Annotated in this window: 12 protein-coding genes; all 12 read right to left on the bottom strand. The window is 66.0% G+C overall.

What is annotated here, in order from left to right:
* Window positions 1-40: 40 nt before the first annotated feature.
* Entirely contained in the window at window positions 41-2,263 is a 2,223-nt protein-coding gene (locus tag FHG09_RS13955) for a polyribonucleotide nucleotidyltransferase (RefSeq protein ID WP_152348250.1), read from the bottom strand.
* Window positions 2,264-2,598: 335 nt separating this feature from the next.
* Window positions 2,599-2,868, bottom strand: a complete 270-nt coding sequence (gene rpsO / locus FHG09_RS13950; RefSeq protein WP_152348249.1) for a 30S ribosomal protein S15 — start codon at window positions 2,866-2,868, stop codon at window positions 2,599-2,601.
* 91 nt (window positions 2,869-2,959) lie between these two features.
* Complete coding sequence (locus FHG09_RS13945) at window positions 2,960-3,898, bottom strand: bifunctional riboflavin kinase/FAD synthetase (protein WP_152348248.1); 939 nt, start codon at window positions 3,896-3,898, stop codon at window positions 2,960-2,962.
* Window positions 3,899-4,054: 156 nt separating this feature from the next.
* Window positions 4,055-4,426 (bottom strand): hypothetical protein, encoded by a 372-nt coding sequence (locus tag FHG09_RS13940; protein WP_152348247.1) that lies wholly within the window; start codon window positions 4,424-4,426, stop codon window positions 4,055-4,057.
* Window positions 4,416-5,036, bottom strand: a complete 621-nt coding sequence (locus FHG09_RS13935; RefSeq protein WP_152348246.1) for a hypothetical protein — start codon at window positions 5,034-5,036, stop codon at window positions 4,416-4,418. Before FHG09_RS13935 ends, FHG09_RS13940 begins: the two co-directional genes overlap by 11 nt.
* Window positions 5,037-5,207: 171 nt before the next feature.
* The gene (gene truB / locus FHG09_RS13930; protein WP_152348245.1) at window positions 5,208-6,173 is read right to left on the bottom strand and encodes a tRNA pseudouridine(55) synthase TruB; all 966 of its coding nucleotides are present in this window, start codon (window positions 6,171-6,173) and stop codon (window positions 5,208-5,210) included.
* A 12-nt stretch (window positions 6,174-6,185) separates the two neighbouring features.
* Window positions 6,186-7,052 carry a ligand-binding protein SH3 gene (locus FHG09_RS13925; protein ID WP_152348244.1) on the bottom strand — a complete coding sequence of 289 codons (867 nt, stop codon included), beginning with the start codon at window positions 7,050-7,052 and terminating at the stop codon, window positions 6,186-6,188.
* 192 nt (window positions 7,053-7,244) lie between these two features.
* Window positions 7,245-7,679, bottom strand: coding sequence for a 30S ribosome-binding factor RbfA (gene rbfA / locus FHG09_RS13920; RefSeq protein WP_152348243.1), 435 nt, complete (start codon window positions 7,677-7,679; stop codon window positions 7,245-7,247).
* A gap of 190 nt (window positions 7,680-7,869) precedes the next feature.
* The gene (gene infB / locus FHG09_RS13915) at window positions 7,870-10,785 is read right to left on the bottom strand and encodes a translation initiation factor IF-2 (RefSeq protein ID WP_152348242.1); all 2,916 of its coding nucleotides are present in this window, start codon (window positions 10,783-10,785) and stop codon (window positions 7,870-7,872) included.
* Window positions 10,786-10,915: 130 nt separating this feature from the next.
* Window positions 10,916-11,191, bottom strand: a complete 276-nt coding sequence (locus tag FHG09_RS13910) for a YlxR family protein (protein ID WP_152348241.1) — start codon at window positions 11,189-11,191, stop codon at window positions 10,916-10,918.
* 72 nt (window positions 11,192-11,263) lie between these two features.
* Window positions 11,264-12,226 carry a transcription termination factor NusA gene (gene nusA, locus FHG09_RS13905; RefSeq protein ID WP_152348240.1) on the bottom strand — a complete coding sequence of 321 codons (963 nt, stop codon included), beginning with the start codon at window positions 12,224-12,226 and terminating at the stop codon, window positions 11,264-11,266.
* A gap of 136 nt (window positions 12,227-12,362) precedes the next feature.
* Entirely contained in the window at window positions 12,363-12,827 is a 465-nt protein-coding gene (gene rimP / locus FHG09_RS13900) for a ribosome maturation factor RimP (RefSeq protein WP_152348239.1), read from the bottom strand.
* Between the last annotated feature and the right edge of the window lie 113 nt (window positions 12,828-12,940).

Genomic DNA, 12,940 nt, shown 5'->3' with positions numbered 1-12,940 from the left:
TCGATTCGGCTGCCCTCCCCGGTGTGCGAACTGCTCAGTATCAGTTGTCTGATCCCTCTTCGTCCGTGTTCTCGTCTTCGTCGGTGACCGGAGCCAGCGACAGCTTGCCGCGGTCATCGATCTTCGTGATCTCGACCTGGACCTTCTGGCCCACCCCGACGACGTCCTCGACGTCCTCGACACGCTTGCCGTCGTTGAGCTTACGCAGCTCGGAGATGTGCAGCAGGCCGTCCTTGCCCGGGGTCAGGGAGACGAATGCGCCGAAGCTCATCGTCTTAACCACGGTGCCCAGGTAGCGTTCGCCGACCTCGGGGACCTGCGGGTTCGCGATCGCGTTGATCATCGAGCGGGCGGCCTCGGCGGCCGGTCCGTCGGTGGCACCGATGAGGACAGTTCCGTCGTCTTCGATGCTGATGTCCGCGCCGGTGTCCTCCTGGATCTGGTTGATCATCTTGCCCTTGGGTCCGATGACCTCACCGATCTTGTCGACGGGGATGTTCACGGAGATGATCCGCGGTGCCGTCGGTGCCATCTCGGCCGGGGCGTCGATGGCGTCGTTGATGACGTCGAGGATGACCATGCGGGCTTCACGAGCCTGCTTGAGTGCGGCACCGAGCACCGAGGCGGGAAGGCCGTCGAGCTTGGTGTCGAGCTGGATCGCGGTGATGAAGTCACGCGTACCGGCGACCTTGAAGTCCATATCGCCGAAGGCGTCTTCGGCGCCGAGGATGTCGGTCAGAGCCGCGTAGGCGGTCTGCTCACCCTGGTCGGTGGAGATGACGTCGGAGACGAGACCCATGGCGATGCCGGCGACGGGTGCCTGCAGCGGCACACCGGCAGAGAGCATGGCCAGCGTCGAGGCGCAGACCGAGCCCATCGAGGTCGAACCGTTCGAGCCGAGAGCCTCGGAGACCTCACGGATCGCGTACGGGAAGTCCTCACGCTTGGGCAGAACGGGCACGAGGGCGCGTTCGGCGAGGGCGCCGTGGCCGATCTCGCGGCGCTTCGGGCTGCCCACACGACCGGTCTCACCGACCGAATAGGGCGGGAAGTTGTAGTGGTGCATGTAGCGCTTCGAGGTCTCGGGTGAGAGCGAGTCGATCGTCTGCTCGAGCTTGAGCATATTCAGCGTGGTGACACCCAGGATCTGGGTCTCGCCGCGCTCGAAGATGGCCGAACCGTGCACGCGCGGGATGACGTTCGTCTCGGCGGTGAGCGGACGGATGTCCTTGAGCCCACGACCGTCGATGCGGACCTGATCGGTGAGGATGCGTTTGCGCACGACCTGCTTGGTCAGCGCGTTGAGCGCGTTCGCGATCTCCTTCTCACGGCCTTCGAAGCGCTCCCCGAGCTTGTCGAAGAGTTCGCCCAGGAGCACCTCGCCGGCGGCTTCGCGCTCCTGCTTGTCAGCGATCTTGAAGTTCTCGGTCTGCTTCGCCTCGGCGAGTTCCCTGACGGCGTCGAAGACGTCATCTTCGAAGTCGCGGAAGACGGGGAATTCGGCGGTCGGCTTCGCAGCACGATCGGCGAGTTCGGACTGCGCACGGCAGAGCTCGGCGATGAACGGCTTCGCAGCTTCGAGACCTTCGGAGACGACCTCCTCGGTGGGGGCCTGAGCGCCGGTCTTGATCTTGTCGATGGCGTTGTCGGTGGCTTCGGCCTCGACCATCATGATGGCGACGTCGTCACCGACCACGCGACCGGCGACGACCATGTTGAACACGGCGTCCTCGAGCTGCGAGTGGTTCGGGAAGGCGACCCACTGGCCGTCGATGAGCGCGATGCGCACAGCGCCGACGGGGCCGGAGAACGGCAGACCCGACAGCTGGGTCGACATCGACGCGGCATTGATGGCCAGGGCGTCGTAGATGTGGTCGGGGTTGACCGACATCACGGTCACGACGACCTGGACCTCGTTGCGCAGACCCTTGACGAAGGACGGGCGCAGCGGGCGGTCGATGAGGCGGCAGGTGAGGATCGCGTCGGTCGAGGGGCGTCCCTCACGGCGGAAGAACGAGCCGGGGATGCGGCCGGCGGCGTACATGCGCTCTTCGACGTCGACGGTCAGGGGGAAGAAGTCGAAGCCCTCACGGGGGTTCTTTCCGGCCGAAGTGGCCGAGAACAGCATGGTGTCGTCGTCGAGATAGGCGACGGCGGATCCGGCGGCCTGCTGAGCCAGCCGACCGGTTTCGAAGCGAATGGTGTGTTTGCCGAAGCTGCCGTTGTCGATATGGGCAACGGCGGATTCAGGGTTGAGTCCCACGTAGTCTCCTATGTTGTGCCGGCACGCGGTGGTCTGTGGTGCGCAGATGCTTGTCCTCAACGCATGAGTGAACGCGCTGCCGCAGGCGTTGTGCCCTCGGCAGTGCGAGACCCCGCGCCGTTCCGGCGGGATATTGGCTCGGACATCCCATGGATCCAAGCCGGTCATCGATCGGGGCCCACGGAACCGGCGCGAAGCGCTCATTCCTCCGGAGGCCACTACCGAAGACCGAAACGTCCATGGCATGGTTGTCCGTTACGAAGTCTACCGCAGAAGCACAGAAGCGCCCCACCCGAAGGTGGGACGCTTTGCGTAACAGCTGCGCGGACGTCGAATCAGCGGCGCAGACCGAGGCGCTTGATGAGCGAACGGTAACGCTCGATCTCGACCTTCTGCAGGTACTTGAGCATGCGGCGACGCTGACCGACGAGGAGCAGCAGGCCACGACGCGAGTGGTGATCCTGCTTGTGATCCTTGAAGTGCTCGGTCAGATCGGAGATCCGGCGGGTCAGCAGTGCAACCTGAACCTCGGGAGAACCGGTGTCGCCCTCATGAGTTGCATATTCCTTGATGATCTCTTGCTTCACAGCGGTATCGAGAGCCATGGAGTTCTCCTTCGTGTCGTTGCGCGGCGCAGGGACCTGAAGTCTCTGCACTAGGGGACCGCGGCCGGTGAAAACGGCAGAGTTCAGCTTATCAGGTGTGCAGGACTTCGCGCACATCGGCGATGTCCTCATGCATCTGCACGATGAGGTCATCCATCCCGGTGAACGCGACCTGGCCGCGGATGCGGGAGACGAATTCGAGAGTCATCTCACGGTCGTAGACGTCGAATTCGCCGAACTCCTTGTCGAGCACGTACGCCTCGACCCGTCGGATCTGCCCCTGGAAGGTCGGGTTCGTGCCGACTGAGATCGCTGCCGGGTACGACTGGTCCTCAGCGGAGAACGTCGCCCATCCGGCGTAGACGCCGTCAGCGGGGACGAGCCCTTCGGGATCGTCGGAGAGGTTCGCGGTGGGGAACCCGAGGTCGCGTCCGCGGGCATCGCCGTGGACGACGGTGCCGTGGAGTGCGTGGTAGCGCCCGAGCTGGTCTGCCGCCTCGGCGACGTCACCGGTTGTGAGCTGTTCGCGGATCCGCGAGGACGAATACCGTCCCCCGCGTCCGACCTCATCGATCGTCTCGGTCCGGAAACCGTATGTTTCGCCGAGGCGGCGCAGAGTCTCGATGGAGCCTTCGTTGTCCTTGCCGAAGCGGACGTCATCGCCGACGACGACGATCTTCGCGCGCAGGGCTTCGACGAAGTATCTGCGGACGAATTCCTCGGCCGACTGGGCGGCGAAGTCGAGATCGTAGGGCTGGATGAGGAGGCCGTCGATTCCCGTGGCGGCGATGAGTTCGGCGCGCTGCCGGGTCGAGGTGATCATCACGGTCGGGTCCTCGGAGCGGTGGACCGTGCGCGGGTGCGGATCGAAGGTCATCGCGATCGAGCGCAGGCCCTCCTGCCTGGCCAGGGCGGCGACGGTGGTCAGCACCGTCTGGTGTCCGCGGTGCACGCCGTCGAAGTTGCCGAGGGTGACGACGGTGCCGACAGCGTCGACCTCGACTTCACCGAGTCCGTGATACAGCTCCACCAGACATTCGCTCCTTCCGTGCACCGATTCAGATTATCGCAGAGATCTTCCGCCTCCTAACCCGCACCTCGCCGAGGCGGCCCTGCCCCACCGTGACCGTGCAGTGACCGTGGCGATGAGGCGGGAACGGCGTGGGGCGGAGCTGAGAGGAGGCGGTCAGGACACGATCGCCCATCCGATGACTCCGAGGAGGGAGGCCAGGGTGATCGAGACGAAGGTGCCGATGATGAACCGCTCGCCCGCGGCCGCCGAGGATTTGATCTCGGCGAAGCGTCCGAGTCCCTTGACCGCGATGACCACGGCCATGAGTTCGGGTCGGCCGAGCACGATGGCTCCGGCGATGAGTGCGCGTTCGACGATGCCGATCCACAGTCCGCCGCGCAGGACTTCGATGTCTTCGGCTCCGGTGCGTGCGGGCTTGGTCCCCGGTCCCGAATGGGTCAGACGAAGGAAGAGCGGGACGAGCGGCCAGCCGATGAGCGCCGCGACCACTGCGGCGGCGACGGCGACGAGGACGTCAGTCCACATGCTCGGCTCCTTCCGACTGGGCGGCCTCGTGCCGGGAAAGGTGATATCGGGCGAGGCGTTCGGCTCCGGCGACGATTTCGGCGGGACCGGCCGACAGCACTCGAGAGATGGCCTGCTGGGAGACGTCGAATTCTGCGGCGATTTCGACCTGAGTGGCATCGGGATGGTCGAGGCGGAAGCCGACGTAGCCGCGGGAGTGGCTGCGCAGCTCGCCGAGGGTGCTGACGAGCAGGCGCAGAGCCGACTCGGCCAGGACGCGGTGCTCGCCGTCCGGCTCGCCGTTGACTACGAGGTGGGCGGGTGCGGATTTCGCCGTTTCGACCGCCTGACGGGCAGCATAGAACGCCGCTCCCCTGCCCTCGGTCGTCGCCTCGGGCAGAGGCCGCTCGACCTCACCGATGCCGATGCCGATATGCCAGCCGGAGTCGATGCCGATTCTGCGCACTGCCTCGGCGACGGCCTCGGGGTCGTCGAGGACTCCTTGGACCTCGTCGCCGATGGTGCGGGCGAAGGGAACGACCGCAGCGATCGGAGACAGCGCGTCGAGGACTCGGGGCACCGCGTCGGCGTTCGACCGCGAGTCCTGCTGGTCGAGGGTCAAGACGAACATAGGACAAGTAGATCAGATGCCGTCGGCTGACACAAGCTTTTCGGTTGTAATTCATGACTACAACCGATTATGTTGTCACGGTGGATCGGTCGACGGCGTGGGTCGGCCGACGGCGGCGTCGGTCGGCCGAAGTCGGCGCGGGTCGACTGGTCGGTCTCCGGCGGGACCGGCTCAGGCGAGGCCGATGGCGAAGGCCGTGAGGGATTTGAGTCCGCCGCCCCGGCGCACTTCGGCCACAGAGACGAGGGCGTCGTCGCAGACCACGGCGACTTCGCGGCTCTCCGAGTCCGTCCCGCCGGAACCGGCACTGCAGTCCGCCCTGCCGGAATCGGCGCTCCAGTCGGCGGCGGCCACCGTCTTGCCCTGCATGAGCGCTGTGGCCTGTTCGGCCCCGACGGTGACGACGGGCAGCAGGGTGCGGGCCGCCTCGGCGAGGGAGATGAGGTCGGGCGCGGAAACATCGAGGTCTTCGGGCAGGGCCACGGCCTGGTCGATGTGGAATTCTCCGACGCGGGTCCGCCGCAGCGCAGTGAGGTGACCGAAGACGCCGAGGTCGGTGCCGATATCGCGGGCCAGAGCGCGCACATACGTGCCGGACGAGCAGTCGACCTCGACATCGACGTCGATGTGCCCCTCGTCGGCGGAGAAGCGGATGTCGATGATCTCGAAGGCTGAGACCTCGACGCGGCGGGCCTTGAGCTCGACGTCCTCACCGGCGCGAACGCGGGCGTAGGAGCGCTTGCCGTCGACCTTGATCGCCGAGACGGCGCTGGGCACCTGGTCGATGGGACCGCGCAGTTCGGCCACGGCGGCCTCGATGGCCGCAGGGTCGACGCGGGCGAGATCGGCCGGATCAGCGAAGCGATCGGGCTCGGAATCGGCATCATCCGTGGGGGTCGATGATCCCAGACGGATGGTGGCGAAATAGGTCTTCGAGACCCCGGTGATATAGGTGAGCAGCTTGGTGCCGCGGCCGAGGCCGAGCACGAGGACGCCCGTGGCCATCGGATCGAGAGTGCCGGCATGGCCGACCTTCTTCGTCCCGAACCAGCGGCGGATGCGGGAGACGACGCCGTGGGAGCTCAGTCCCTGCGGTTTATCGCAGACGAGGACGCCCTGTGGGGAAGAATCGCTCACTGGGGCCGGCGATCAGTTGAAGGACGCGTGCACGTGGTCGAAGTGGTTGGCGGTCGCGTCTCCGCGGTCCTCCATACCCTTCCAGCCCTGGCCGGGCATCCAGATGCGCTGCTTCCAGATCACGTACTTGACGTTGAGGGAGCCCTGGTTCTGGATGAGGTAGTCGGCGATGCGGTCGCCGGTGGCGCCGGTGATCATGATGTCGACGGCTTCACCGGTGTTGTGATCCGAGCCGGTGCCGGGGCGGCGCCCGCCGAAGGTCTTGACCTCAGGGAACTTCGCGCACACAGCGCGGTAGCCGTTGACGGCGTTCGGCAGCAGACCGGACTCGATCGACGAGGACACGCTGCACGGCGGAGCCGAGGTGTCCGAGGAGGTGCCTTCGTCCGAGGAGGACTTCTCATCGGAGGACGAGTCGCTGTCGCCCTTCTCCGGGGAGGCCGAGGATTCGGCGGTCGGCTCGGGCTTCGGCGGCGCCTTGACCTCGAGAGTGGTCTTCGAGGACTTGTTCTTGTACTTCGGGTCGTCCTTGACCTTCTCCAGGTACTCTTCGCCGGCCTTCTTGCGCTCGGCGTCGAGCTCCTTCTCGCTCACGGTCGAGGATGAGTTCGACTCCTCGGGTGTCGTCGATGCGGCTTCGGTGGTGACATTGCCGGACTCGGGCGGTCCCATGACGACGGTCGAACCGACGACGGCGGCGGTCGCGGCGGCTGGAACGGCGATCGCGGCGACGACGGGACGCTGCTTGACGGTCGCCAGCACGGAAGTCGCCGTGGACGGCGCATTCGCTGCGCGTCGGCCGGCGGGGCGCTTGCCGGGAGCCAGATCCCGGATCAGCTGCTTCGCGAACGACGGCTTCGGTGAGGAGTGCTTACCCAATGCAGAATTCCCTTAACAGAGTCGTAATCATTTCGTTACCGCAAAAAGTCTACGACATCTCGGAAAGATAACAAAACTGTTACGAGAACTTTTCTTCCGGACGTGACGAAGCTCAACTCGGGCCCTCAGCCGCCGACCGGCGGCACTTCCCCGATGACCAGGGGCGATGCGATGAGCGCCGCGATGAGAGGCTCAGTCTTCGTCGGCGTCGTCGTGGTTCTTGTACGGGTCCGACTCGCCCGCATGTTGCGCGTTCTTGGCCAATCCGGCCACGCGTGCATCGTCGGCGGCGGCCTGAGCGAGCAGTCCGTCGAGACGGGCGGCTGCCTCGGGGACGGCATCGGCGATGAATTCGAGGCTCGGGGTCAGCCGGATCGTCAGTCCCTTGCCGACCTCGGAGCGGATGAAGCCCTTGGCCGATTCGAGGGCATGACCGGTGCCGACGAGGTCCTGGTCGTCGCCGTAGACGGTGTAGAAGATGGTGGCGTGCTGCAGATCGCCGGTCACGCGCACGTCGGTGACGGTGACGAAGCCGAGGCGCGGATCCTTGAGCTTGCGCTCGATGGTGCTGGCGACGATGACCTTGATCTGGTCGGCGATCTTGCGGGCCCGTGTCGAGTCTGCCATGGTGCTTGTCCTTCTGTTCGGGGCCGGAGCTTCTCTCCGGCCCTATATTAGCTGTGGAATCGAACCGGCTCCGGTCGGTCCCCGTCCGGGGGCCGACCGGAGCCTTCGACTCACGTGGCGAGTCCCATCCGAATCCTCGGGTGCGCTGCTGCGCTCGAAGTCATCGGGGTGACTCGTCGGAAGCGACCGTTCAGTCGCGCGGCTTCTCCTGCATCTCGAAGGTCTCGATGATGTCGCCGACACGCAGGTCGTTGAACTTGCCGAGTCCGATACCGCACTCGTAGCCCTCACGGACCTCGGTCGCATCGTCCTTGAACCGGCGCAGCGATTCGATGTGGACGTTGTCGCCGATGACGATTCCGTCGCGGGTGACGCGTGCGGTCGAGTTCCGCTTGATGTGGCCGTCGCGGACGATCGAACCGGCGATGTTGCCGAACTTCGACGAGCGGAAGACCTCGCGGATCTCCGCGGTGCCGGTCTGGACCTCTTCGTACTCGGGCTTGAGCATGCCCTTGAGCGAGCTCTCGATGTCGTCGATCGCCTGGTAGATGACCGAGTAGTAGCGGACGTCGACGCCTTCGCGGTCTGCCAGGTCGCGAGCCTTCGCTTCCGGCCGGACGTTGAAGCCGAGGACGATCGCGTTGTCGACCGTGGCCAGGTTGATGTCGTTCTCCGTGATCGCTCCGACGCCGCGGTGGATGATCCGCAGGTCGACGTCGTCGCCCACATCGATCTTGAGCAGCGAATCCTCGAGCGCTTCGACAGCACCGGAGACGTCACCCTTGAGGATGAGGTTGAGCATGTCGACCTTGCCCTCAGCCAGAGCCTTCGTGAAGTCTTCGAGGCTGATGCGCTTGCGACCGCGAGCCTGAGCGGCGTTGCGCTCGATGGCGTCACGCTTCTCAGCGATCTGACGGGCCGTGCGATCGTCATCGGTGGAGATGAACGAGTCACCGGCGCGGGGCACTGAAGACAGACCGAGCACCTGGACCGGGCGTGAGGGTCCGGCTTCCTCGACGAGGTTGCCGTTCTCATCGAACATCGCACGCACACGTCCGTAGGCGGTGCCGCAGACGATGGCGTCGCCCTGACGCAGGGAGCCGGACTCGACGAGGACGGTCGCGACGGCGCCGCGGCCCTTGTCGAGCTTGGCCTCGATCGCGATGCCGCGAGCGGACTTGTCGGGGTTCGCCCGCAGATCCAGGGCCGCATCGGTGGTCAGCAGGACGGACTCGAGCAGCTGGTCGATGCCCTCGCGCTTGAGTGCGGAGATCGGCACGAACATCGTCTCGCCGCCGTATTCTTCGGCCACGAGGTTGTATTCGGTCAGCTGCTGCATGACCTTGGCGGGGTTGGCGCCTTCCTTATCGATCTTGTTCACGGCCACGACGATGGGCACCTCCGCCGCCTGAGCGTGGTTGAGAGCCTCAACCGTCTGGGGCATGACGCCATCGTCGGCCGCGACCACGAGGATCGCGAGGTCCGTCGACTTCGCACCGCGGGCACGCATGGCGGTGAACGCCTCGTGACCGGGGGTGTCGAGGAAGGTGATCTTGCGATCGGCACCTTCGTGTTCGACCTCAGCCTGGTAGGCACCGATGTGCTGGGTGATGCCGCCGGCCTCTCGAGAGGCGACGTTGGCCGAGCGGATCGCGTCGAGCAGCTTGGTCTTACCGTGGTCGACGTGACCCATGACCGTGACGACCGGAGGACGGGCAGCGAGATCCTCGTCATCTTCCTCTGCGGCTTCCGCGTCGAGGTCGATGTCGAAGGTCTCGAGCAGCTCACGGTCCTCGTCCTCGGGCGAGACGATCTCGATCTTGTAGCCGAGCTCCTCACCGAGGACCTCGAACGTGCCCTCGTCGAGGGACTGTGTGATCGTGGCCATCTCACCGAGGTGGAAGAGCACGGTCACGAGGTTCGTCGGATCGGTGTTGATCTTCTCGGCGAAGTCGGCCAGCGAGGAGCCGCGACGCAGACGCAGCGGCGTATTGCCGTCTCCGCGCGGAACGCTGACGCCGCCGACCGACGGAGCCTGCATCTGCTCGAGCTCTGCGCGCTTCGCCCGCTTCGACTTGCGTCCCTTCTGACGGGGACCGCCGCCGCGGCCGAATGCACCCTGCGTGCTTCCGCGACCGCGACCTGAACCGCGACCACCGGGACCGCCGCCGGGCCCACGACGAGGACCGCCGGGAGCGCCGCCCGGTGCACCGGGTGCGCCGCCGGGGGCATTTCCGCGTCCGCCGCCGCGACCGCGGCCGGGAGCGGGTTTGTTCAGCGCCGAGTTCTTCAGCATCGACGGGTTGGGGCGAGGTGCGCCCGGGCGAGGTGCCGGACGGGGACCGCCCGAGGAGTCCTCACCTGAGCCGCGGGGCTTCTGGCCGGGCTTCGGCATTCCCTGCGAAGGAGCGAACGGGTTGTTGCCGGGGCGTCCGCCCTGGCCGCCCTGACCGCCTTGGCCACCCTGACCGCCCTGGCCGCCGGGACGACCGCCGGACTTGGATCCGCGGCCGGGCTTCGGCATTCCCTGCGAGGAAGCGAACGGGTTGTTGCCGGGCCGTGCAGCTCCACGACCGCCTGGCTTCGGCGCACCGGGCTTGGGCGCGCCCGGCTTCGGCGCACCCGGCTTGGGCGCGGCAGACGGCTTCGGGGCACCGGGCTTCGGCGCCGAGGAGGCAGCCGGCTTGGTCTCGGCTGCGGGGGCCTCGGTCGGCTCTGCGGCCTTCGGAGCGGCCGGCTTGGCGCCGGGCTTCGGAGCGGGGGCGGCATCCTCGGCGGGGGCCGATTCTGCGGATCCGGCAGGCTTCGCAGCGCCCGGCTTGGCCGCCGACTTCGCGGCTGGTTTGGGTGCGGGCTTCGCACCGGGCTTCGGGGCTCCGGGCTTCGCGGCCGGCTTGGCGGCCTTCTTCGCACCATCGGCGGGCTTCTTCTCACCACCGGCGGGAGCGGAATCGGCGAATGCCTCCTTCACGCGGCGCACGACGGGCGCTTCGAGCGTCGAAGAGGCGGAGCGAACGAATTCGCCCATGTCCTGGAGCTTTTCGAGGACGTTCTTACTTGTTGTGCCGAGCTCTTTCGCGAGCTCATGGACACGGGGCTTTGCCACAGTTCTCCTGTCCGGGTTCTTTCCCGGTCAGGAAAGAACCTCATCAATGAAGAGCAGTTCTCATTTCACTGCTCTCTCGAATTCCGTTTGGGTGTCATCGTGCGACACTCACAACTTGTCATCCATTCGGCTACCCGTTCTCTTTGGGTTCGGTGTCCGGCCTCGGGAGGTCCGAGGCGGTGATCTTCGTTCGAAAGGATCGAGCGAAGGAGGCAGTGCTCAGGGCCCTGTTCAGGCACTTCTCATCAGGATGCGCCCAAGCACCACGTCCGGGCAGTGTCGCTGACACATCGTGGACGACGGCGGGGTGCTGATCGGGGCGGAACACGAAGCGTGTCAGCTCGTCCCGACCGGCCTTCTGCCTACAGGCGATGCACGTCCTTACGGGTCCATCACCAACATTCACAATGAATGATTCTACAGCACCGGCAACCCCGCTCGCGCCAAGGGGGCCAGTGGTGCGGATCACTGCGAAAGGCTACTCGCCTGCGACGATGTCGATCTTCCAGCCGGTGAGCTTCGCTGCCAGGCGCGCGTTCTGCCCTTCCTTGCCGATGGCCAGGGAGAGCTGGTCGATGGGGACGACGGCGCGCGACTCCTGGGCGGCGGCATCGAGGATCTCGACGCTCTTGGCCTTGGCCGGGGACAGCGCGTGGGCGATGAACTTCGCCGGGTCGTCGGAGTAGTCGACGATGTCGATCTTCTCCTGGCCGAGCTCGTTCATCACTGCGCGCACGCGCGAGCCGAGCTCGCCGATGCAAGAGCCCTTGGCGTTGACTCCGGGCTTCGTGGCGCGCACGGCGAGTTTCGTGCGGTGGCCGGCCTCGCGGGCCAGGGATACGATCTCGACGGTGCCGTCGGCGATCTCCGGGGCCTCATGGGCGAAGAGCCTGCGCACGAGGTTCGGGTGGGTGCGGGAGACAGTGACCGAGGTGCCCTTCGTTCCCTTGTGGACATCGGCGATGTAGACGCGCAGGCGGGTGCCGTGAGCATAGGTCTCGCCGGGGACCTGTTCGTGCGGGGGCAGCACTGCTTCGACATCGCCGAGGTCGACCTGGACCATCTGCGGGTCCCGGCCCTGCTGGATGATGCCCGAGACGATCTCGCCCTCGCGGCCCTTGAATGTGCCGAGCAGGGTCTCGTCCTCGACGTCGCGCAGCCGCTGGTGGATGACCTGCCGGGCGGTCTGGGCGGCGATACGGCCGAAACCGGTGGGGGTGTCGTCGAATTCGCCGATCGGGTTGTCGTCGTTGTCGAACTCCACGGCGAGGATGCGCACCTCACCCGTGGACTTGTCGAGTTCGGCGCGGGCGTCGGGCCATGCCCCTTCGGTCTTCTGGTAGGCGAGGAAGAGCGCCTGTTCGATGAGTTCGATGAGGGTTTCCAGCGGAATCTCACGCTCTCGTTCGATCACGCGCAGAACATTGAGGTCGATGTCCATGTCTAAGTCCTCTCCGGCTCAATCGAGCATTGAATTGTCTGTGTTCACTTATGCAGGCGTCACAGTCTATCCCAGTCCGCGCCCGCATTCTGTCTCCGTTGGGGCTCCTCACCGCCGGCGGAGCGTGAGTTCCGCCTCAGCGGAACTTCAGTTCCACCTGGGCCTTGCGGATATCGCCGAGGTCGACCGTCTTCGGCTCCTTGCGCTGGGGGTCGGTGCCCGTGATCGAACTCTCCCCCACCTCGGCGAGGTCGAGCTTGAAGGTGTCCTTCTTCGTGGTGATCTCCAAGCGGCGGCCGATGACACGTCGGAAGTGGCGTGGGATCTCGAGTTTCCGGGTGGCGCCGGGGCTCGTGACCTCGAGCTGGTAGGGCTTGTCCCGGAAGATCTCTACCTCGTCGAGGGCGTCGCCGACGATCTTCGTCGATTCGGCGATCTTCTCCATCGACATCGGGTCGGTGCTCGATTCGTCGAGGTCGACGACGACGGTGAGCGTGCGCCGCGGTCCGGCCGCTACCGCCTTGACGGTCTCGAGGTGGAATCCCGCGTCCTGCAGGGGCGGGGCGAGCAGGCCCTTGATCCGCTCGACGTCTTCGTCCATTTCTCCTCCATATCTCCGGCCTCTCCCCTCGCCGAGGTGGGGCGAGGGGTCCGACGCACCGTGCACTCGCGCGGTCGCCTTGTTCTCACCCACCCTAAGCGACAGCCGCCGTC

It is taken from the genome of Brevibacterium sp. CFH 10365, from assembly GCF_009299785.1.
In the GTDB taxonomy this organism is placed as follows: Bacteria; Actinomycetota; Actinomycetes; order Actinomycetales; family Brevibacteriaceae; genus Brevibacterium; species Brevibacterium limosum.
Note: the sequence above shows the minus strand (reverse complement) of the source record. Positions and strands in the feature narration are given on the sequence as shown.